This is a genomic window from Actinacidiphila sp. bgisy144, assembly GCF_057708105.1.
This window is the reverse complement of record NZ_JBYIRM010000025.1, coordinates 1-20,075: the sequence shown is the minus strand read 5'-3', so window position 1 is coordinate 20,075 and position 20,075 is coordinate 1. Positions and strand designations below refer to the sequence as shown.

Genomic DNA, 20,075 nt, shown 5'->3' with positions numbered 1-20,075 from the left:
GGGGCGCCCTCCCCCGGCGGCCCGTGGCAGCCCGCACAGCGGCGGAGTCACCAGGCGAAGGACTCCGGGGCGGGGCCGGGGCCTGGGAAGAGGGTGTCGAGGGCGGTGAGGAGGGACGGGGGGAGGGTCAGGTCGGCGGCGCGCAGGGCCGAGGCGAGGTGGTCGGGGGTGCGCGGGCCGACGATCGGGCCGGTGACGCCCGGGCGGGTGAGCAGCCAGGCGAGGGCGACCTCGCCCGGGTCGAGGGCGTGCTCGGCGCACAGCTCCTCGTACGCCTGGACCTGCGCGCGCACCGCGGGGGTGGTCAGGCGCGCGGAGCGGCCGGTGCCGGTGCGCGAGCCGCCGCCCTCGCGCTCCTTGCGCAGTGCGCCGCCCAGGAGCCCCTGGTGCAGCGGTGACCACGGGATGACCCCGAGGCCGTACGCCTGCGCGGCCGGGATCACATCGGTCTCGGCGCTGCGCTCGAAGAGGTTGTAGAGGCACTGCTCGCTGACCAGGCCGAGCGAACCGCGCCTGGCGGCGGCCTCGTTGGCCTGGGCGATGTGCCAGCCGGCAAAGTTGCTGGAGGCGGCGTAGAGGACCTTGCCCTGCTGGACGAGGACGTCGATCGCCTGCCAGATCTCCTCCCACGGCGTCGCCCGGTCGACGTGGTGGAACTGGTAGATGTCGATGTGGTCGGTGCCCAGCCGCTCGAGGCTGGCCTCGACGGCGCGGCGGATGCCCAGCGCGGACAGCCGGTCGTGGTTCGGCCAGGCCCGGTCGAAGATCGAGGAACCGTCGTTCGCGGCGTTCAGGTAGCACTTGGTGGCCAGCACCACCTTGTCGCGGCGGCCCCCGCCCCGGGCCAGCCAGCTGCCGACGATCTCCTCGGTGTAGCCCTTGCGGTCGTCGACGCCGTAGACGTTCGCGGTGTCGAAGAAGTTGACCCCCGCGTCCAGCGCCGCGTCCATCAGTTCATGGCTGCCCTGTTCCGTCACCTCCGCACCGAAGTTCATCGTTCCGAGTACGACCCGGCTCACCCTGAGCCCGGTCCGACCGAGCTGCACGTATTCCATGGCGCCAGGGAACACCTTGGAGCGCGCTCGAGGGCAAGCCCGGCGGGCCGCGCCCCCGGCGCCTCACCCGCGGTCGCCGCGGTGCGCCCACACCAGCGCGCCGGCCGCCGCCGCGGAGACGGCCGCGGCGGCGATCGCGGCGGACCGCGACCGTACGGCGGCCGAGCCGCTGCCCGCCGCCGTACGGGCCCGCGCCCGGGCCCGGTCCCGCGCCTCCTCGAGCCGCCCCATCGTGCCCTGCGCCTTCGCCCGCGCCCGCGCGGGCACGTCCACCTTGGCGGCCAGCTCCTCCACGGTCTGGCCCAGCGCCTCGCGCGTCTCGGCGATCTGCTGTTCGAGCTCGGCGAGCTGCGGATCGGTTCGCGGTGTCATCGCTTGGCCCTCTCCTTGAGGATCACCAGGTCCTGGTGAACGCTGTCCACGGTCTCGTCCGGCACCGGCGGCACCGCCCGTTTCACCTGGCTGCGGCCGATCAGCGCCGCGATCCCCGCGATCAGCAGCAGCCCGCCGGCCACGATCAGCGCGGCGGCCCACAGCGGCAGCGGCATCGCCACCGCGGCGATCGCGGCCGTGATCATCGCGGCGAGCGCGAAGAACGCCAGCAGCCCGGCCGCGCCGAAGAGCCCGCCGCCGACCCCGGCCTGCTTGCCCTTGCGGGTCAGCTCGGCCTGCGCCAGCTTCAGTTCCTGCCTGACCAGGTCGGAGAGCTGCTCGGTGCCCTCCTTGACCAGCGTGCCCACCGACCGGGCGGACCCGTTCACGTGCGCCACGGCCCTCACCTCCTTGGCTCCTGGGGTTGCCCTGCTCGGGTTGCCCGTATCCGGGACCGGAAACCTCCTTCGGTCCGGCATCGGGCGTAGGCTCATATAAGGGGATGAATCGGTACGAGCCGAGGACCGATCGAGGTGGGCACATGGCGCTGTACGACTCAGAAACGGCACACCGCAGGGCTCTGGTGCTGAGTGAGGTGGCCGCCGAGGGCGCGACCGGGCTCTCCCGCGTCCTGCGCCGGGCCACGGCCGGCGACGAGGACGCGGCCATGATCACCGTCTCCGCGCTCGTCCGCTCGGTCCGGCCGCTCACCGCGCTCGACACCCACCAGTTCCTGCGCCGGGCGCACATCAGCGAGAGCGACCTGGCCGGCGACCTCACCCCCGGCCAGCGCGTCGCCCTGGTCTCCCTCGTGGACCGCTTCTCCCACCTCCACCCGCCGATCCTCTAACTCTGCGCGTACGCGACGAGCCGCGCGCGTGCGGCGGCCAGCGACGCGTCGGCGGCGTCCTGCTGCCCGGCCAGGTGCGGCAGCACCCCGGCGAGGGTCCACTCCGCGGTGACCACGTGGACGTTCTCCGGCGCCACCCCCTGCCGCGCGAAGTACGCCCGCAGGTAAGGCGTCTGGAAGTCCTGCGCCGCCCCCGGCGTGCCGGGACGGTAACCGCCGCCCCGCGTCGCGACCACCACCACCCGGGTCCCGCCCAGCCGGCACCCGGCGGTGCCCGCGCGGCCGAACGCCCCGGGGAAGCTCACCCGATCGATCCACGCCTTGAGCAGCGCGGACACCGCGTAGTTGTACATCGGCGCACCGACCAGCACGGTGTCGGCCGCCAGCAACTCGTCGACCAGCGGCCGGGTCTGCGCCCAGGCGCGCTGCTCGGCCGCCCCCTCGACCAGCGCGGGCACCCTGTCCGGCGGCGGGAAACCCTGCCGCTCGACCCGGCGCCCCAGCGCGCAGTAGGCGCCGTCCAGCGGCGGCACCGGGTCGGCCGCGAGGTCGCGGTACCGGTACGCGTACCGCCGCCCGGCCTCCCGCTGCCGGGCCTGCCAGGTCCGTGCGAACAGTGCGGTCAGCCCCCTGCTGACCGCACCACCGAAGCCGTCGGCCCCGGAACCGGCCCACGCATCAGTCCCGGAATCGGCACTCGAGTCGAGGTGGAGCAAGGACGCCATCGCATCTCCCGGTCACTTCCGCCGTGTCACGCTCGTCAGGGGTGGTGACGGATCGCGGCGCGGAAAGGGGACCGGTGACCGGGCACGACGGCGTACGAGCCGAACACGCGATGACCGCGGGGCCGAAGGCGGGGCGGAAAGCGGACCCGGTGGCGGACCCGGCGCCGGCCGAACGCTTCGAGGCCGACCGCCCCCTGCTGTACGCGGTGGCCTTCCGGATGCTCGGCTCCGCGGTCGAGGCCGAGGACGCCGTACAGGAGGCATGGCTCCGGCTGGCCCGCACCGACGTCGCCGGCGTGGCGAACCTGACCGGCTGGCTGCGCACGGTGGTCTCCAGGATCTGCCTCGACATGCTGCGCGCCCGCGCCGCGCGCCGGGAGGACCTCACCGACCAGGGCGCCTTCGACGAGGTGACGGGCACCGGGCCGGGCAGCGGCGGGCGCCCGGAGGAGGAGGCGCTGCTCGCGGACTCCGTCGGCCGCGCACTCCTGGTGGTGCTCGCCGCCCTGGACCCCGACGAGCGGGTCACCTTCGTGCTGCACGACCTGTTCGCGGTGCCCTTCGACCAGATCGCGCCCCTGGTGGGCCGCACCCCGGCCACCACCAAGAAACTGGCCAGCCGCGCCCGCCGCAAGGTGCGGGGCACCCCGGCCGTACCCGCCGGTGAACTCGCCCGCCGGCACCGGGCGGTCACCGCGTTCCTGGCGGCGATGCGCGCCGGCGACCTCGACGCGATCCTCGCGGTGCTCGCCCCCGACGTGGTGCGCCGCGCCGACCCGGCGGCCCTGGCGCCCGGGATGGCCGCCGAGGTGCGCGGGGCCCGCCGCGTCGCCGAGGGCACCGCCCTCCTCGCCCGCCGCGCGCGGTACGCGGCCCCCACCCTGGTCGACGGGCGGGTGGGGATCGTGGTGGCGCCGTACGGCCGGCTCGCGCTGGTGCTGACGGTGTCGTTCGCCGCGAACGGCCTGATCAGCGGGTACGACGTGATCGCCGACCCGGCCCGGCTGCGTCGCCTGCGGCTCGCCGTGCTGGACCCGGTACTGCCGTACGGCGGCGCGGCGGCGGGCTCGTAGGCTCGGGGTATGGAACAGCGCGTACTGGGCCGGACCGGCCGTGAAGTGTCCGTCGTGGGGCTGGGGACGTGGCAGCTGGGCGCCGACTGGGGGGAGGTGCGGGAGGAGGACGCGATCGCCGTGCTGGACGCGGCGGTGGCCTCCGGGGTGACCTTCTTCGACACCGCGGACGTCTACGGCGACGGGCGCAGTGAGCAGCTCATCGGCCGCTACCTGGCCGCGCACCCGGAGCTGGACGTGTTCGTCGCCACGAAGATGGGGCGCCGCGCCGACCAGCTCCCGGAGAACTACAACCTCGCGAACTTCCGTGCGTGGAACGACCGTTCGCGCGCGAACCTCCAGGTCGACACGCTCGACCTGGTGCAGTTGCACTGCCCGCCCGGCTCCGTCTACGCCACCGACGCCGTCTTCGACGCACTCGACACCCTCGTGGCCGAGAAGCGCGTCGCGCACTACGCGGTCAGCGTCGAGACGTGTGCCGAGGCGCTGGCGGCGATCGCCCGGCCGGGCGTGGCGAGCGTGCAGATCGTCCTCAACGCGTTCCGGCTCAAGCCGCTGGAGGAGGTGCTGCCGGCCGCCGCCGAGGCCGGGGTCGGGATCGTCGCCCGGGTGCCGCTGGCCTCGGGCCTGCTCAGCGGCCGGTACACCCGCGAGACGGTGTTCGCCGCGAACGACCACCGCACGTACAACCGGCACGGGGAGGCCTTCGACCAGGGCGAGACCTTCTCCGGGGTGGACTACGAGACCGGGCTCGCCGCGGCGGCGGAGTTCGCGGAGCTGGCGCCCGCCGGGACGACCCCCGCGCAGACCGCTCTGCGCTGGGTCGTCCAGCAGCCCGGGGTCACCTCGGTCATCCCGGGGGCCCGGACCGTCGAGCAGGCCCGGGCGAACGCGGCCGCCGCCGAGCTGCCGGCCCTGCCGCAGGAGGTACTGGACCGCGTGGCCGACCTGTACGGAAGGAGGCTGCGCGACCAGGTCCATCCGAAGTGGTGAACCTGCCGCGGGAGTGGACATGCAGGGGCGGGTGGGGTGATTCGGGCCCGGCGCCGGGGCATAACGGCGAGGGCTGCCATGTTGTTATGTGGTTCGGCGATTGCCGACACAGCTTCATCGGCCATACTGCTTGCCGTGGAGCAGCAGCGCATAGGTTCGATCACCCCGTCCGTGCCCGCAGCCGGGCTTGACCCGGCGTTCGTCCCCGGGCTGACCCCGCCGCGCTCCGACGCGGACGGGCCGGCCGAGGCGTCGCAGGAGCCGCAGGCGGCACCCGAGGCGGAGTCCGCGCCCGAGGCCGAGGAAGTGGCGGCGCCGGAAGAGGCTGCTGCGGAGACGGGCCCGGCGGAGGCTCCGGAGACGGAGACGGCCGCGGCGGACGCCGAAGCGGACACCGAGGACACCGAGGCCGCGGACACCGAGGACGCCGACGCCGTGCCCGGGCCAGAGTTGGAGGCGACGGACCGCCGCGGCGGGGTCGTCGCGAACCGGCTCGGCGTGCGTTTCCGCCTCGACGAGGAGGAAGCGGAGTTCACCTGGGACGAGATCGCCGCGGTCGAGATGGACACCCCGCGGTTCGGCAAGCGCTTCACGGTGACCGTGTACACGCCGGAACGGCGCTGGTACGAGGCGCAGGTCGAGGCGACGTCCCGGGCCCGGCTCAAGGAGTGGGCCGCCAAACTCGACGAGGTTCTGGACGCCTACTTCGAGGCCGACGAGCCCGAGCCGGAGGAGCCCGAGGAGGCTGACGAGGCCACGGCGCCGGAAGAGGCCGAGGAGACCGCCGCCGAGGAGACCGCCTCGGAGGAGCCCGAGGGCGCGAAGAAGGCGGACGACAAGGCCGAGGCCACGGCGGACACCGACGCTGAGGACAAGGCCGAGGTCAAGGCTGAGGACAAGGCCGACGCGGAAGAAGCAGAGCCCGCCGAGAAGTCCTGACACCCGGAGGTCCCGGTGCCCACGGCACCGGGACCGCTTCGGCTCAGGCCCAGCCGTACAGCTCGCGGAGCCGGTTCACCACCAGGTTGAACCGCCCCCGGTCCAGCGCGCACGCCTCCCGCCGCATCCCCTGGTCGTGCACCCGCAGCACGCGGTCGAGCACGACCCACGAGTCGCGCCCCTCCCGGTCCCACGGTCCGGCCCCTATGGCGAGCCAGTCCCCGCCGTCATGCCGCTTGCTCGTCAGCTGCACGGCCAGCAGGGTGCCACCCGCCTCGCGCGCGACCACCAGCACCGGCCGGTCCTTGCCGCGCCCGTCCCGTTCCTCGTAGGGGACCCAGGTCCACACGATCTCCCCGGGGTCGGGGTCCCCGTCATGCTCCGGCGCGTACTCGGTACGCACCCGGCCCACTTCCCGCGGATCGGCCTCCGTCGTCGCGTACGGCCCGCCGGCCCCCGGGAACTCCGCCTGGCTCTCACTGAACGTCGTCACCCGCCCGACCGTATCCCACCCGCGCCGGGCGCCGGGCAGTGTGCTCAGCGGATGATCCGCGCGGCCCGGGCCGCGCTCAGCCACTTCGGGAACTCCGCCATCAGCAGGTCGTACAGCTCCGCGTCGTCGCGGTTGCGGGGCTCGCGGCCGGCCGCGAAGAACCCCGCGTTGTCGATGGTGCGGCCCTTGAGGGTGTCGAGCCCCTGGAGGAACTTCAGCCCGCGCGGACTGCCGAAGCCGACGAACTGCCAGAAGATCGGCAGGGTGCAGCTCTGCTGGAGCAGCCGCTTGGTCTCGCCGCGGTCGAAGGGCTCCCCGTCGGTCTGGAAGACGACGAACGCCGGGTCGGTGGCGCCGCACTGCTGGTAGTGGTCGATCACCGCCCGCATCGCGGGGGAGTAGCAGGTGCCGCCCCACGGCAGCTTCTTCTGGAGCTGGTCGATCCGCCCGCTGTGGTTGTCGAGCGAGATCTCGGAGACGAGGTTCACCTGGCTGCCGAAGACGACCACCGGCACCACGCCGTCGTCGTCGAGGTTCGCCGACAGCCCGAGGACCTGCTCGGCGAGGTGCTGCATGGTCCCGCTGCGGTAGTACGACTTCATGCTCGCGGAGTGGTCGAGCACGAGGTAGACCGCGGCCCGCTGCCCGGTGATGCCCTTCTTCTGAAGGGAGATCCCGGCCTGCTTGTAGAGGTTGACCAGCGCGGGTGCGGCCTGCTGGACCTTCTCCAGGCTGATCGCGGGCGCCGGGGCACCGGAGGGCGGTACGGGCTGGGCGGGCGCGGCCGGGTGGGCGGCCGGTGGCGCCGGCGGTACGGGCGGGGCCCACGCGGGCGGCGGCGGCACGGACCCGTGACCGGCCGGCGGTGCCGGGGGTGCCTGCGGCGCGGGCGGCATGCTCGGCGGCGGCCCGAACCCCTGCGCGGGGGACGGCATCTGGAGGGTGGGCGGTGCGAGGACGGCGTCGGGCACCGTCGGCGGCGCGGGCGGCGCCGCAGCCGCGGGCGCGGGCTCGTCGTCCACCGACACCCCGAAGTCCCGGGCCAGCCCGGCGAGTCCGTCGGCGTAGCCCTGCCCGACCGCCCGCACCTTCCACGCCCCGGCCCGGCGGTAGAACTCGGCCAGCACCACGACGGTCTCGCCGAGCCGGCACGGCGGCGGCTCGAACGCGACGACCCGCGCCCCCGAGGTGACGGCCAGCCCCAGCCCGCTGGCGCTGCCGAAGACGGTGCCGGGCGCGTCGGCGTCCACGCTCACCACGACCGCGACCGTCTGCACGGCGGCCGGCACGCGGGCGAGTTCGACGGTGACGGCCCGGCCCTGCACGCTCACCCCGTCCTGCACCGGGTGGTTGTAGAAGACCAGGTCGCTGTCGGCGCGCACCTTGCGCTGCTCGGTCAGCAGCACCGCCGACACGTCGACGGGGGTGCCGGTCGCGGTCACCTCCGCGCGAGCCGCGTCGCCGTCCAGGGACGTGTTGCCGCCCGGTGTGAGTGAAATGGCGCCCGCCATGGCCTGCCTCCCCGTACTTCGTGGACCACTGGACCAACTGTCTCATTCTCGCCGTATGAGACGCCGGACGGACCGCTGCGGCTCCGACTATGTGATGATCGCGCGATGCGGACGACGAAGACGGCGGTGGCATCGCGCGGGCACCGCCGCGCGCGGGTAGCACTCGCGGCGGCCGCGGCCGCGGTGGCGGCCCTGACGGCGGCCGGCTGCGCGCGGACCACCGCCGCCGACGTGACCGCACCCGCGGCGAAGATCCCGACGGCCGCGATCCCGAAGACCACCGAGCCGTCGGCCGCCCCCGCCACCAGCGCCCCGACCGCGGCCGCCGCCTGCCCCGCCTCCGGCCTGCTCGTCGGCGCCGGCCCGACCGACGGCGCCATGGGCCTGCGCCAGGTCCAGCTCACCCTGACCGACTGCGGCCCGAAGTCCCGCCCGGTCAGCGGCTATCCGGAACTGCGGCTGCTCGACGACCACGGCCGTACGGTGCCGGTCGCGGTGCACCACGGCGACGACATCGTGGACAGCGTCACCGACCCCGGACCGGCCACCACCACGCTGCACCCCGGCGGCGAGGTCGTCGCCGTACTGGCCTGGCGCAACACGTACACCGTCTCGGACGAACCGCCCGCGCTCGCCGCCACCGTGCGGGTCACCGTCGCCGGCGTCGAGCAGCCCATCCCGCTCACCGTCGACCTCGGCAACACCGGGAAGATCGACGTCACCGCCTGGTACACCGCCAAGTGAACCCAAGCGCACGGCCGCACGCGACGGCGGCCCCGACCCGAGGTCGGAGCCGCCGCACATCACCGCCGGCCGGGCCGGGCTACTCGACGTCCACCCAGTCCAGGGTGCGGTCGACCGCCTTCTTCCAGCCCTTGTAGCCCGCCGCGCGCTGCTCCTCGGACCACTCCGGCTGCCAGCGCTTCGACTCGTGCCAGTGCGCGCGCAGTTCGTCGGTGTCCCGCCAGAAGCCGACCGCCAGGCCCGCGGCGTACGCGGCGCCGAGCGCGGTGGTCTCGGCGACCACCGGGCGGCTGACCGGCACCCCGAGGATGTCCGCCTGGGTCTGCATGCACAGGTCGTTGGCGGTCACACCGCCGTCGACCTTGAGCACGTCCAGGTGCACCCCGGAGTCCTGCTCCATCGCCTCGACCACGTCGCGGCTCTGGTAGCACATCGACTCCAGCGTGGCCCGGGCCAGGTGGCCGTCGGTGTGGAAGCGGGCCAGGCCGACGATCGCGCCGCGGGCGTCGGAGCGCCAGTACGGCGCGAACAGCCCGGAGAACGCCGGCACGAAGTAGATGCCGTCGCTGCTGTCCACGGTCCGGGCCAGCCGCTCGCTCTCCGGCGCGCCCTTGATGATGTGCAGCTGGTCGCGCAGCCACTGCACGGCCGAGCCGGTCACCGCGATCGAGCCCTCCAGCGCGTAGACCGCGGGGGCGTCGCCGAACTTGTAGGCGACCGTGGTGATCAGCCCGTGCTCGCTGCGCACCGCCTCCGTACCGGTGTTGAGCAGCAGGAAGTTGCCGGTGCCGTAGGTGTTCTTCGCCTCGCCGGGGGAGAAGCAGACCTGGCCGACGGTGGCGGCCTGCTGGTCGCCGAGCACCCCGCAGATCGGCACCTCGGTCGAGGTCGGCCGGGAGGTGCGGGTGCGGCCGTACGCCTCGGGGTGCGAGGACGGGTTGATCTTCGGCAGCATCGCGCGCGGGATGCCGAAGACGCCCAGCAGCTCGTCGTCCCAGTCCAGCGTCTCCAGGTCCATCAGCATGGTGCGGCTGGCGTTGGTGACGTCGGTGGCGTGGATGCCGCCCTTGGGGCCGCCGGTGAGGTTCCACAGCACCCAGGAGTCGGTGGTGCCGAAGACCGCGTTGCCCTGCTCGGCGGCCTCGCGCAGCCCGTCGGTGTTCTCCAGCATCCACTTGATCTTGCCGCCGGAGAAGTACGTCGCGGGCGGCAGTCCGGCCCGCTGCCGGATCAGGTCGCCGTGGCCGTCGCGCTCCAGCGCCTTGGCGATCGAGTCGGTGCGGGTGTCCTGCCAGACGATCGCGTTGCCGTACGGGCGGCCGGTGCGCGGGTCCCACACCACGGTGGTCTCGCGCTGGTTGGTGATGCCGATGGCGGCCAGGTCGGCCGCGGTGATGCCGGCGTTGCGCACCGCGGTCTGGATGACCACGTTGGTGCGTTCCCAGATCTCGGTCGGGTCGTGCTCGACCCAGCCGGGGCGCGGCAGGTACTGGGTGTGCTCCAGCTGGTGCCGGGCCACCTCGTTGCCGTCGTGGTCGAAGATCATGAAACGGGTGCTGGTGGTCCCCTGGTCCACCGCGCCGACGAAGTCCGCCATGGCTTGCTGCCTCTCCTGGATCTTCCGGGCTCGGGTTGTCGACGACCGCGCGGGGCAGCCGGGTCGCCCCGGCCGCCCGCGCGCGGTGCGGGCTCAGTCCTGCGGGATCGGGGCGCGGCCCTCGGGCTCCGGTTCCGCACGCGGCAGGAAGCGGCCGACGAAGAGCTTGTAGAAGACGCCGCCGACGAGGCCGCCGACCAGCGGCCCGACGATCGGCACCCAGAAGTAGAGGTTGCCCCATTGGTCCCGCCACGCCGTGTCGTATCCGGTGATGTAGCTGGCCAGCCGGGGGCCGAAGTCACGGGCCGGGTTGATGGCGTAGCCGGCGTCCGTACCGAACGCCATGCCGATCGCCACGACCACCAGGCCGATGATGAACGGGCCCATGTTGGCCTGCGGCGGGTTGTTGAGCAGGTCGGTGAGGGCGAGGATCAGGATCAGCAGGATCGCGGTGCCGATCACCTGGTCGCGGAACGCGCCCCACTCGTGCACGCCGGCGACCGGGTTGCCGTTGCCGGGCAGCGTGGAGAAGACGAACTGGGTCTTGATGGTGTGGCCGGGGTCGGCCTTGGCCAGGACCTCGGTGTAGTTCCAGCGCACCAGCAGCGCGGCGCAGAACGCGCCGAGCGTCTGCGCCAGGATGTAGGGCACGACCCTGGCCCAGGAGAAGTTCTTGAAGGCCGCGAGGGTCAGGGTGACCGCCGGGTTGAGGTGGGCGCCGCTGAGCCGGGCCGCCAGGTAGACGCCGAGCGTCACACCCAGACCCCAGGCCCAGGAGATGCTGTCGTGGTTGCCCAGGCCGCCCGTGGGGCTGGTCAGGGCCCCGCCGGCGACGACCTGGGCGACCACCCCGACGCCGAAGAGGATGAGGATCAGGGTGCCGGCGAACTCCGCGGAGAGCTCACCGAGCAGCCCGGAGCCGCGTGAACGTGGCGCCATGTCAGCCTGCTTCCCGCCGGTCGTGCGGCGACCGGCACTCGCTCGTGGTCCCACTCGTGCTTCTTCCTAACTCAAGGAAGCACGGTGGTACGGGAGGGGCGCGTGTGACTGGGCCGTTCGAGGGGGAGTTCCGCGCGGTGCCGGTGCGGGGCGCCCGCCGCTGCTATGGGTGCGGCGGGTGGTGGGGATGCGGCGGGTGGGGTCCGCCGGGCGGATGCGGCGGGGGCGGGGGGAGCGTCGACGGGCCGGGCGGCGGTTCGGGCCAGACCAGCAGCACCGGGCAGGGGGCGTGGTCCACGATGAAGCGGCTGTGCGGACCCAGGCTGTGCGGCCCGAGGCGGGTGCGGTCGCCGTCGCGGGCCAGCACCAGCAGGGCGGCGTCCTCCGCTTCGGCGACGACCTCGCGCTCCACCCGGCCGGTGCGCTGGAGGGTGGTGCAGGGGCGGTCCAGTCGGGCGGCGGCCTCCGCGAGCAGCGACTCCCCGGCAGCGGTGGCCTGTTCTGACAGGGCCAGGCCCGGGTCGCGGTCGGTGCGGCCACGGCCGAGCAGCCCGGCGAACGCGCCGTGCGCGGCGCCGGCCACCTCCGGCTCCGCCACGTGCACCAGGACGACGTCGGCGCCGTCGGGCGCGTGGGCGCGGACGGCGTCCACGCAGGCCGGCCAGGTGCCCTCCACGACCCAGGCCACGACGGTGGCGCCGCCGCCGGCGCGGTGCGCCAGGCCCGGCTCGGGCGGCTCGTACGGTGCCGGCGGCCCGTGCCGTCCGGGCGGCTCGTGCGGCGGGGGCGTGGGCATGGGGGTCAGCCTCCGATCACGGTCAGCGAGAGCCACAGTGCCACCACGGCGACCGCGAGCGACGCAGGCACGGCGATCGCGCCGAGGCGGGTGAACTCGCCGAGGTCCACCTCTGCTTCGTGGGCCCGCACGATACGCCGCCACAGCAGGGTGGCGAGAGACCCCGCGTAGGTGAGGTTGGGGCCGATGTTGACGCCGAGGAGGACGGCGAGCACCGCGCCCGGGCCGTGCGGCGCGGTCAGCGGCAGCAGCACCAGCACCGCGGGCAGGTTGTTGATCAGGTTCGCCAGCACCGCGGCCAGCGCGGCCAGTCCCAGCAGCGCGGGCAGGCCGGTGCCGCCGGGCACCGCGTGGCCGAGCGCCGAGCCGAGCCCGTGGTCGACCAGCGCCCGCACCACCACACCGAGCGCGAGCACGAACGCGAGGAAGGGGACGGCGGCCGACCGCACCAGCGCGCGCGGGGTGGTCTCGCGCCGCAGCAGGGCCCGCACCGCGAGCACCGCCGCGCCCGCGAAGGCCGCCCACGCCGCGTTGACGCCGAGCAGTGAGGCGGCCACGAAGCCCACGAGCGTGCAGCCCACCGTGACCAGCGCGAACCGCGGCAGCGGCGGCCGCTCGGCGGCGGCGCGGCCGCCCGCGCCCGCGGCCAGGTCGGTGGCGAAGAACCGCCGCAGCACCAGGTACTCCACGCCGATCGCGGCCAGCCACGGCAGCGCCATCAGCGCGGCGAACCGGGTGAAGCTCAGCCCGCTGGCGGCCAGCGCGAGCAGGTTGGTGAGGTTGGAGACCGGCAGCAGCAGCGACGCGGTGTTGGACAGGTGCGTGCAGGCGTAGACGTGCGGCTTGGGGCGGGCGCCCAGCCGTGCGGCGGTCGCGAAGACCACCGGGGTGAGCAGCACGATGGTCGCGTCCAGGCTGAGCACCGCGGTGATCACCGAGGCGAGCACGAAGACCTGCCCGAGCAGGCGGTACGGGCTGCCGCCGGCGGCGCTCGCCATCCAGCCGCCGCACGCGGCGAACAGCCCCTCCTCGTCGCACAGCTGGGCCAGCACCAGGACGGCGGCGAGGAAGCCGATCACCGGGCCGAGCTGCTGCGCCTCCTCCCGCGCGTGGTTCAGGGAGATCGCCCCGGTGGCGATCAGCACGGCGGCGGCCGGCACCGCGACGGCCGCCTCCGGCAGCCCCCACGGGCGTACCACCGCGCAGCCCAGCACGAGGACGAGCAGGACGGCGCTGAGCGCTTCTGCGGCGGGGCCGCTCATCGGGCGGTGCTCATACGGAGGCGTTCATGGGTGCGTCGCGGCCTTTCTGGCGCCGGGGCCCGGCGGTTCGTCGTACGGGTACGGGTGGTGCGGCGCGCGGTCGTACGAGCCGAGCGGATCGTACGGGGCGGCCGGGGGCGCGCGGGCGGGGGCCCGGCGGTCCGACTGCCAGTGTGCGGGCTGCCGGGCGCGGCGGCCGGGTACGCCACCGGCAAGGCGTCCGCCGCAGGTGCGGCGGCGTGGCGGGCGTGGTGCACGGGTGCCGTGCGCCGGGCGGAAATGGTGCACCGGTGCCGTGGTGCGGCAGGCGCGCGGCGCCGTACGGTCGTATCGGTCGGCGATCCGCGGACGGGGGGGACGCACGGGGGAGGGGATCGCCGGCCGGTTGCGCGGCCTCGACGGGGGACACGGGGGAAAACGGGGGACACGGGGGAGGGGCCGCCGGCAGTCGCACCGCCTTCTGGGCCACGGGCCCGGGGCGGTGCGTGTGCTGCCCGCGGGCTTTTTGGACGCGGTGCGTGGCGCTTAGGGTGGAGGTCGACGACCCGCCGCGCGGGGCCGTAGTCGTCGGCGGGCCGGGACGGTTGCCACGGGGGCCGGTGTCCGGCGCGCCCGACGGTGGCCCGGTGCGGTGCCCCCACCGCCGACCCCGGGAACCCGCGTGCTCACTCTCCACGACCTCGTCGCCGTCCCCGACTTCGCCCTGACCCTCGTCTCCGGTGCGGGGGACGCCGAGGTCGCCCAGGTGCTGGTGCCGGTCGACCCGGACGCGGAGTGGAGCGGGGTGGTCGCCGCGCGGGCGCTGGTGGTCGCCGAGCCGGGGCGGATCGGGCGGCCGGAGCGGCTGGTGCGGGCCCTCGCGGCGGGCGGCGCGGCCGGGCTGGTCCTCGCCGGAGCCGGAGCCGGAGTTGGAGTCGGAACCGGCGCCGGAACCGGAGCCCGGACCGGAATCGGAGCTGAAGTCGGGGCCGGAGCCGAGGCTGAACCGGTGACCGCTGCCGCGGACCCGGCGGTGCGTCAGCTCGCGGCGGCCGCCGCCGCGGCCGGTGTGCCGCTGCTGACCGGCGCCCACCCGCTGACCGCCTGGCGTGAACTGGCCCCGCGCGTCTCGGCGCTGACCGCCGACGCGGCCCGGCGCGGCCAGGCCCGGCTGGCCGGGCTGCTGGACCGGCTGCCGGTGCCCGGCGCCGACGAGCGGGCCACCGTCCGCGGACTCGCCGGCTACCTCGCCGACGCCCTCGACGCCCAGGTGCTGGTGCACGCCGACGGGGAGGTGCTGGCCGCGGCGCCCCCGGCGGCCGAGGCCGCGCTCACCCCGCTGCTCGGCACACCGCCCGGCCCCCGGCAGCCGCTGGCGGGCGGCGGGTTCGCGCAGAGCGTCCTGCTCGCCCCGGCCGGCGACGCGACGCTCGTGGTCGGCACCGCCGTGCCCGAGCCGGACCCGGTGCTGGTCGGATACACCGCCAAGGCGCTGCGGCTGATGGTGGCCGGGCTGCGCGAGCGGCGGACGAGCGGCGCGGTCGGCGACGCGCTGCGCGGGGTGCGGCTGTCGGCGTTCCAGCTCTTCATGACCGGGCACGCGGTGGCCGCGCAGCGCGTCGTGGCGGGCATCGACGGCGCGCTGATGGACAGCGACACCGCGCAGGTGTTCATCCTCGACTGCGGCCGGGCGGCGCGCGACACGGTGCTCGCCGAGGCCGAACGCGTGCTCGCCGCACAGGTGCTGGCCGTCCGCTGCCCCGCCTACCGGCGGCACCTGATCTTCCTCGCGCCGGACCGCACCGGGGCCCGCGCCGAGGAGGGCCTGCACCGGCTGGTGGACACCTTCGCCGACGCCCGGGCGCTGCTCGGCGGCAGCCTCGCCCACCCGCTGGACGCGGTGCCCGACGCGTACGGGGAGGCGCTGGACTGCCTGACCCGGGCCGGCCGCAGCCCCGACCGGGTCGCGATGGCCACCCGCACCACCGGTGTCGTCGACGTCCTCGACCCGGCCGCCGCGCTCGCCTGGGCCACCCACCTGCTGCGGCCGGTGCTCACAATGCCGCGCGGCGGCGCCCAGATCCTGGAGACGACCGCGATGGCCGTCGAGTTCGAGATGTCGGCGACCGCGCGGGTGATGGGGGTGCACCGCAACACCGTCACCCGCCGGGTCCGGCAGGTCTTCGACGCGGTCGGCCTGGACCAGGACGCCATCCTGGACCGGGTGGTGCTCTCGCTGGCCGCGCAGATCGTGGCGCGCCACGGCACCGCGGCCATGGGCGGGCGCGACACCGCCGACGTCCCCGACCTGCACACGCTGCTCGGCGAACCCGCCTTGCGGGCCTGGGCGGAGAAGGTGCTGCGGCCGCTCGCCGACGACCGCCGCGACCTGCTGCGCACCGTACGGGAGTGGGTGCGGCACGGCTGCCGCTACGAGCCGGCCGCCGCGTCGCTCGGGGTGGCCGCCAAGACGGTGCGCTCACGCATCCGCGCGGCCGAACCGCTGCTGGAGCAGGACCTGATCGACGAGTTGCCGCGGGTGCCCGGGGAGAGCGAGCACCGGCTGGCCAGCGTCCGGCCGCTCGCCGTGGCGCTCTACGCCACCACCGAGCCCGGTGCCGCCCGCCCGCCGCTGCCCGGCGGCCGGGCCTGATCCGCGGCGCCCGGAGCGGCTTCGGCAGTTCGTTCACCCGCCCGGGTGCCGCGGCGACAGCCCGGTGCGGCACACTGTGCTCCTTGACAGAGGCCGTCGCAGGGACGGGTACTCCAGGGGGAAGGCAGTCACCATGATCATTTGGGGCACCAGAAGCTACATATACCAGCTGGCGATGATCACACTGCTGTGCGGGCGGTGCGGCAACCCGTCCGCCCACGCGCTGCGGCGGCGGGTCATGAAGTTCACCCTCTTCTTCATCCCGCTGTTCCCGATCAGCTCCAAGTACTCCACGCAGTGCACCTTCTGCGGTGCGCAGACCTCGGTGCCCAAGGAGCAGGCCGAGCAGCTCCAGGCGCAGGCCGCCGCGGCCCCGCAGCCGGCACCGCCGGCCGGTTACCCGGCCCCGCAGCAGGGTGCCAACCCCTTCGGCCAGAACTGATCCGGCCCGCCCGCCCCGGCCGCCGTCTCCACCGGTGCCCGGGGCGCCGGTGTGTCCGGGGGCGAGCCTGAAGGGAGGCGGTGTGTCCGGCCCGTCACGATTATGTCCTCCCCGTGTGGGTTCTGTTACAGATCTGTGCAGATCGTGTCGCGATTCCGCCCTATGACCGCCCTACGCTCGTAGCCGGTGCGGGGCGTGGGGACGCCCCTCCGGGACGCAGGCGGGGGGGGCCATGTTCGCGTGGCGGAACGACGGTCGACGGCAGTGGATGTCACGTGAGTCGGTGCGCGGGGCGTGGCGCGCGGCGCGCACCCGGCTGCGCCCGTGCTACCCGCGGCCGGGCCGCACCGGCTGGCGGCGCTGGCTCCCGTCGCTGCGCCAGAGCCTGCTGCTGTGCGCGTGGTCCCTGCTCCTGCTGGTCGGGCTGGTCTGGTGGGCGTACGCGACCACCTCGATACCGGCCGACCTGAACGCCTACGCGACGCAGCAGGACAACGTCTACTACTGGGCCGACGGCAGCGAGATGGCCCGGGTCGGCCCGGTCGACCGGCAGGCGATACCGCTGGACCGGATACCGGTCGCCATGCAGTCCGCGGTGGTCGCCGCCGAGAACGCGTCCTTCTACTCCGACCCCGGCGTCTCCCCGAAGGGCATCGCCCGCGCGGTGGTGAACATGGCGACCGGCGGCGACCGGCAGGGCGGCTCGACCATCACCCAGCAGTACGTCAAGAACGTCTACCTGGACCAGGACCAGACGATCTCCCGCAAGGTCTCCGAGATCCTCATCGCGGTCAAGCTGGACCGCAGCACGAGCAAGGACCAGATCCTCGACGGCTACCTCAACACCAGCTGGTTCGGCCGTGGCGCCTACGGGGTGCAGCGGGCCGCGAAGGCGTACTACGGCGAGGACGTGTCCCAACTCAACACCAGCCAGGCCGCGTTCCTCGCCGGGCTGCTCAAGGGCGCCGGCCAGTTCGACCCGTCGGTGAGCCCCGCCAACCACAGCCGCGCGGTGGCGCGCTGGAACTGGGTGCTGGACCGGATGGTGAAGACCGGCAAGCTGTCCGCCGCCCGCCGCGCCACCTACACCACGTTCCCCGAGCCGATCGCGCCGCCGAAACCGGCCGGGCTCGGCGGGCAGACCGGCTACCTCGTGGACACCGCGCGCGCCTACGTCTCCGCGCACAGCGGCATCTCCGACCGGCTCTTCGACCGCGGCGGCTACCAGATCTACACGACCTTCGAGAAGCCGAAGGTGGACGCGCTGGCCGCCGCGGTCAAGGAGCAGACCGCCAAGCTGCACCCGGCCACCCGCGCCGCCGACCGGAACGTGCGGGTCGGCGCCGCCTCGGTCGCCACCGACGGCCGCATCCTCGCGCTCTACGGCGGCCCGGACTACGTCAAGCAGGGCTTCGACGACGCGGACATCTCGATCGTCCCGGCCGGCACCGCCTACGCGCCCTTCGTGTACGCCGCCGCCCTGCGCGACGGCGTGGTGCGCCAACGCGACGTCCCCCGGGCCCGGGTCGGCCCGGACAGCCAGTACGACGGCGACGACGGCGCGCCGATCCAGACGCCCGAGGGCCCGTACTGGAGCCGGGACGGAAAGGTCGTCAAGACCGCCAACGCGGGCGGCCGTTCGTACGGCCCGATCGCGCTGGGCAAGGCCGTCGCGGAGGGCGTGAACGGGCCGGTGGAGCAACTGGGCATGGACGTCGGGCTCAACCGGGTCCGGCAGGCGTCGATCGACGCCGGGCTGCTGCCGGACAGCGGGTTCGCCGAGCAGGTGCCGAGCTTCTCGCTGGGCACCTCCACGCCCAGCCCGATCCGGATGGCCGCCGGGTACACCACGTTCGCGGCCGGCGGCACCCGCACCGACCCGTACTCGGTGCTGCGCATCACCCACGACGGCGCCGCGGTGCCGCTGCCGAAGCCCGTTGCCACCCACCCGTTCACCGCGAAGGTGGCCGGGGAGGTGGACGACGCGCTGCGCGACGCGGTCGCCACCGGCGCCGGGCACGCGGCGGCGCAGGCCGGTCCGGGGCTGGCCGGGCTGCCGGGCACCGCGCCGGACAACACCTCGGCGTCGTTCGTCGGCTACGACGCGGACATGGCCACCGCGGTCACCCTCTTCCGGATCGACCCGAAGACGCAGCAGCTGGAGCCGCTGACCGGGCTCGGCGGGCGGTCCGCGAAGAAGCCCGGCAGCGACTACCCGGTGAAGATGTGGACCCGCTACACCGAGGCGGTCCGCCCGCCGGCCGGGTCTACTTCGTGATGAACGTCGACCAGTCCGGCGCCTCGCCCGGGTCCAGGTTGCGCAGCTTCGCCAGCACCGCCGGGTCCTGCATGTCCAGCCAGTCGCACAGCTGCTTGAAGGACACGCACTCCACGCCCTTGCGCGGGCAGACGTCCTTCACCACGTCGGAGACGGCCTGCATGTAGATGCCGCCGTTCCAGTCCTCGAAGTGGTTGCCGATGAACAGCGGTGCCCGGCTGCCGTTGTAGACCCGCTGGAAGCCCTCCAGGTAGCCGTCCCGGGCCTGCTTCTCCCACTCCGGGTACTTCGCCGGGTCGCCCTCGGTGACGTCGCCGCCGGACTGGTTGTAGAGGAAGTTGAAGTCCATCGTCAGGCCCTGGAAGCTCTTGCCCGGATAGGGCACCAGCTCCAGCGGGAAGTTCCAGATGCCGTCCTCCTTCTTCGGCCAGAGCTGGAAGTCGCCGGGCGAGCTGGCGTCGTACCGCCAGCCGAGCTGCTTCTCGGCCGGCAGCAGGTTCTTCTGGCCCTCAAGGCACGGCGCGCGCCCGCCGACCAGCTCCTGGGCGTAGTCGAACGGCAGCGGCGCGATGTCGGTGAAGCCGGTGTTCGTCTTCCAGTTCTGCACGAAGGAGTACGCCTGCTCGGTCTCGCTCAGCCACTCCTTGGTGCTCCAGTCCGCGCCCGCGCCCTTGTCGGGCTCGCAGAAGTGCCCGTTGAAGTGGGTGCCGATCTCGTCGCCGTCCTCCCAGGCCAGCCGCAGCTGCTCGAGCGTCCACCGGATGTGCTGGTCGGTGGGGTAGTCGATCGCGGAGGCGCCCGGCGAGTGCTGCGGCGGGTGGTAGAGGGTGCTCTTGTCCTTCGGCAGCAGGTAGATGCCGCTGAGGAAGAACGTCATGTTCGCGTGGTACTTCTCCGCCAGCGTGCGGAAGCGGGAGAAGTCGTGGTCGTCGCCCTCCAGGGCGCCGTCCCAGGAGAAGACCACGAACTGCGGCGGCTTCTCGCCCGGCTTGAGCTTGTGGAACGTCGGCTGGTTGGGCTGCGGCCCGGTGTACGACGTGGAGCCGTCGCCGATCACCTTCGTCTTGCCGTCCCACGTCGGGGTCGTGGTGGCGGTCGGCGCGTGCCGCACCGGCGTCTGCGCCGGGGAGCTCGCGGCGTTCTTGGCGTGTGCCGACCCGCCGCCCCCGGTGCCGACCGCCACCAGCGTCGCGGCCAGCGCCGCCGCGACCCCCGCGGTGGCCAGCCCGGCCGCCGCTCCCCGCCTGATCTTCACCATCGGTACGCGTACCCCCCACATGGTGCGCCTCGAACGGGCACACGGCCCCCATTATTCAGTTGATCGGACCGGAAAAGGGGGCGGGGGGGGGGGGGGGGGGGGGGGGGGGGGGGGGG

19 protein-coding genes are annotated in these 20,075 nt (G+C 74.2%); 8 read left to right on the top strand and 11 right to left on the bottom strand.

Translation table 11 applies throughout. The features are described 5' to 3' along the window. Window positions 1–47 precede the first annotated feature (47 nt). From AC3EVP_RS25775 to AC3EVP_RS25765, 3 genes are all read right to left on the bottom strand, one after another. Window positions 48–1,055: an aldo/keto reductase gene (locus AC3EVP_RS25775; protein ID WP_435133599.1), complete on the bottom strand. Its 1,008-nt coding sequence runs from the start codon at window positions 1,053–1,055 to the stop codon at window positions 48–50. 63 nt (window positions 1,056–1,118) lie between these two features. Beyond that, complete coding sequence (locus AC3EVP_RS25770) at window positions 1,119–1,427, bottom strand: DUF3618 domain-containing protein (protein ID WP_435133597.1); 309 nt, start codon at window positions 1,425–1,427, stop codon at window positions 1,119–1,121. Continuing rightward, window positions 1,424–1,825: a phage holin family protein gene (locus AC3EVP_RS25765; protein WP_335972058.1), complete on the bottom strand. Its 402-nt coding sequence runs from the start codon at window positions 1,823–1,825 to the stop codon at window positions 1,424–1,426. The genes AC3EVP_RS25770 and AC3EVP_RS25765 overlap by 4 nt, the downstream gene beginning before the upstream one ends. Before the next feature lie 143 nt (window positions 1,826–1,968). Here AC3EVP_RS25765 and AC3EVP_RS25760 point away from each other — a divergent pair, with 143 nt between their 5' ends. Further along, window positions 1,969–2,277, top strand: coding sequence for a hypothetical protein (locus AC3EVP_RS25760; protein ID WP_335972060.1), 309 nt, complete (start codon window positions 1,969–1,971; stop codon window positions 2,275–2,277). On the opposite strand, the gene AC3EVP_RS25755 is transcribed toward AC3EVP_RS25760, so the two are convergent. Beyond that, window positions 2,274–3,002, bottom strand: coding sequence for an FMN-dependent NADH-azoreductase (locus AC3EVP_RS25755; protein WP_435133594.1), 729 nt, complete (start codon window positions 3,000–3,002; stop codon window positions 2,274–2,276). The genes AC3EVP_RS25760 and AC3EVP_RS25755 overlap by 4 nt on opposite strands. Window positions 3,003–3,112: 110 nt before the next feature. Between AC3EVP_RS25755 and AC3EVP_RS25750 the strand changes: the two genes are divergently transcribed. The 3 genes from AC3EVP_RS25750 to AC3EVP_RS25740 all read left to right on the top strand — a co-directional run bounded on the left by AC3EVP_RS25750 (window position 3,113) and on the right by AC3EVP_RS25740 (window position 6,007). Next, window positions 3,113–4,075 (top strand): sigma-70 family RNA polymerase sigma factor, encoded by a 963-nt coding sequence (locus AC3EVP_RS25750; protein WP_435133791.1) that lies wholly within the window; start codon window positions 3,113–3,115, stop codon window positions 4,073–4,075. A gap of 9 nt (window positions 4,076–4,084) precedes the next feature. Next, window positions 4,085–5,068, top strand: a complete 984-nt coding sequence (locus AC3EVP_RS25745; protein WP_435133592.1) for an aldo/keto reductase — start codon at window positions 4,085–4,087, stop codon at window positions 5,066–5,068. A gap of 135 nt (window positions 5,069–5,203) precedes the next feature. Continuing rightward, entirely contained in the window at window positions 5,204–6,007 is an 804-nt protein-coding gene (locus tag AC3EVP_RS25740; protein WP_435133589.1) for a hypothetical protein, read from the top strand. Between the two features lie 43 nt (window positions 6,008–6,050). Here the strand turns inward: AC3EVP_RS25740 and AC3EVP_RS25735 are convergent, their stop codons facing one another. After that, window positions 6,051–6,500, bottom strand: a complete 450-nt coding sequence (locus AC3EVP_RS25735) for a type II toxin-antitoxin system PemK/MazF family toxin (RefSeq protein WP_435133586.1) — start codon at window positions 6,498–6,500, stop codon at window positions 6,051–6,053. A 44-nt stretch (window positions 6,501–6,544) separates the two neighbouring features. Continuing rightward, complete coding sequence (locus tag AC3EVP_RS25730) at window positions 6,545–8,011, bottom strand: VWA domain-containing protein (RefSeq protein WP_435133584.1); 1,467 nt, start codon at window positions 8,009–8,011, stop codon at window positions 6,545–6,547. 105 nt (window positions 8,012–8,116) lie between these two features. Between AC3EVP_RS25730 and AC3EVP_RS25725 the strand changes: the two genes are divergently transcribed. Then, window positions 8,117–8,755 (top strand): DUF4232 domain-containing protein, encoded by a 639-nt coding sequence (locus AC3EVP_RS25725; protein WP_435133581.1) that lies wholly within the window; start codon window positions 8,117–8,119, stop codon window positions 8,753–8,755. Window positions 8,756–8,834: 79 nt separating this feature from the next. Here AC3EVP_RS25725 and glpK read toward each other — a convergent pair whose 3' ends face one another. From glpK to AC3EVP_RS25705, 4 genes are all read right to left on the bottom strand, one after another. Further along, entirely contained in the window at window positions 8,835–10,352 is a 1,518-nt protein-coding gene (gene glpK, locus AC3EVP_RS25720) for a glycerol kinase GlpK (protein ID WP_435133579.1), read from the bottom strand. Window positions 10,353–10,445: 93 nt separating this feature from the next. Continuing rightward, the gene (locus AC3EVP_RS25715; protein ID WP_335972079.1) at window positions 10,446–11,291 is read right to left on the bottom strand and encodes an MIP/aquaporin family protein; all 846 of its coding nucleotides are present in this window, start codon (window positions 11,289–11,291) and stop codon (window positions 10,446–10,448) included. A gap of 163 nt (window positions 11,292–11,454) precedes the next feature. Next, window positions 11,455–12,087 (bottom strand): universal stress protein, encoded by a 633-nt coding sequence (locus AC3EVP_RS25710; protein ID WP_435133576.1) that lies wholly within the window; start codon window positions 12,085–12,087, stop codon window positions 11,455–11,457. A gap of 5 nt (window positions 12,088–12,092) precedes the next feature. Continuing rightward, complete coding sequence (locus AC3EVP_RS25705; RefSeq protein ID WP_435133573.1) at window positions 12,093–13,349, bottom strand: SLC13 family permease; 1,257 nt, start codon at window positions 13,347–13,349, stop codon at window positions 12,093–12,095. A 661-nt stretch (window positions 13,350–14,010) separates the two neighbouring features. Between AC3EVP_RS25705 and AC3EVP_RS25700 the strand changes: the two genes are divergently transcribed. The 3 genes from AC3EVP_RS25700 to AC3EVP_RS25690 all read left to right on the top strand — a co-directional run bounded on the left by AC3EVP_RS25700 (window position 14,011) and on the right by AC3EVP_RS25690 (window position 18,701). Beyond that, window positions 14,011–15,981, top strand: coding sequence for a helix-turn-helix domain-containing protein (locus AC3EVP_RS25700; protein WP_435133570.1), 1,971 nt, complete (start codon window positions 14,011–14,013; stop codon window positions 15,979–15,981). Window positions 15,982–16,114: 133 nt separating this feature from the next. Continuing rightward, window positions 16,115–16,423 carry a zinc-ribbon domain-containing protein gene (locus tag AC3EVP_RS25695; protein ID WP_335972085.1) on the top strand — a complete coding sequence of 103 codons (309 nt, stop codon included), beginning with the start codon at window positions 16,115–16,117 and terminating at the stop codon, window positions 16,421–16,423. Between the two features lie 268 nt (window positions 16,424–16,691). Continuing rightward, window positions 16,692–18,701, top strand: coding sequence for a transglycosylase domain-containing protein (locus tag AC3EVP_RS25690; RefSeq protein ID WP_435133567.1), 2,010 nt, complete (start codon window positions 16,692–16,694; stop codon window positions 18,699–18,701). Here the strand turns inward: AC3EVP_RS25690 and AC3EVP_RS25685 are convergent. Further along, on the bottom strand, window positions 18,691–19,959 hold the full coding sequence (locus AC3EVP_RS25685) for a polysaccharide deacetylase family protein (protein WP_335972088.1): 1,269 nt from the start codon (window positions 19,957–19,959) through the stop codon (window positions 18,691–18,693). The two genes, AC3EVP_RS25690 and AC3EVP_RS25685, sit on opposite strands and share 11 nt — an antisense overlap. Between the last annotated feature and the right edge of the window lie 116 nt (window positions 19,960–20,075).

Bases quoted from the DNA above. Each gene is read 5' to 3' on its own strand.
- AC3EVP_RS25775 (WP_435133599.1), bottom strand. From the start codon at position 1,055: ATGGAATACGTGCAGCTCGGTCGGACCGGGCTCAGGGTGAGCCGGGTC.
- AC3EVP_RS25770 (WP_435133597.1), bottom strand. From the start codon at position 1,427: ATGACACCGCGAACCGATCCGCAGCTCGCCGAGCTCGAACAGCAGATC.
- AC3EVP_RS25760 (WP_335972060.1), top strand. From the start codon at position 1,969: ATGGCGCTGTACGACTCAGAAACGGCACACCGCAGGGCTCTGGTGCTG.
- AC3EVP_RS25755 (WP_435133594.1), bottom strand. From the start codon at position 3,002: ATGGCGTCCTTGCTCCACCTCGACTCGAGTGCCGATTCCGGGACTGAT.
- AC3EVP_RS25750 (WP_435133791.1), top strand. From the start codon at position 3,113: ATGACCGCGGGGCCGAAGGCGGGGCGGAAAGCGGACCCGGTGGCGGAC.
- AC3EVP_RS25745 (WP_435133592.1), top strand. From the start codon at position 4,085: ATGGAACAGCGCGTACTGGGCCGGACCGGCCGTGAAGTGTCCGTCGTG.
- AC3EVP_RS25730 (WP_435133584.1), bottom strand. From the start codon at position 8,011: ATGGCGGGCGCCATTTCACTCACACCGGGCGGCAACACGTCCCTGGAC.
- AC3EVP_RS25725 (WP_435133581.1), top strand. From the start codon at position 8,117: ATGCGGACGACGAAGACGGCGGTGGCATCGCGCGGGCACCGCCGCGCG.
- glpK (WP_435133579.1), bottom strand. From the start codon at position 10,352: ATGGCGGACTTCGTCGGCGCGGTGGACCAGGGGACCACCAGCACCCGT.
- AC3EVP_RS25715 (WP_335972079.1), bottom strand. From the start codon at position 11,291: ATGGCGCCACGTTCACGCGGCTCCGGGCTGCTCGGTGAGCTCTCCGCG.
- AC3EVP_RS25710 (WP_435133576.1), bottom strand. From the start codon at position 12,087: ATGCCCACGCCCCCGCCGCACGAGCCGCCCGGACGGCACGGGCCGCCG.
- AC3EVP_RS25705 (WP_435133573.1), bottom strand. From the start codon at position 13,349: ATGAGCGGCCCCGCCGCAGAAGCGCTCAGCGCCGTCCTGCTCGTCCTC.
- AC3EVP_RS25695 (WP_335972085.1), top strand. From the start codon at position 16,115: ATGATCATTTGGGGCACCAGAAGCTACATATACCAGCTGGCGATGATC.
- AC3EVP_RS25690 (WP_435133567.1), top strand. From the start codon at position 16,692: ATGTCACGTGAGTCGGTGCGCGGGGCGTGGCGCGCGGCGCGCACCCGG.
- AC3EVP_RS25685 (WP_335972088.1), bottom strand. From the start codon at position 19,959: ATGGTGAAGATCAGGCGGGGAGCGGCGGCCGGGCTGGCCACCGCGGGG.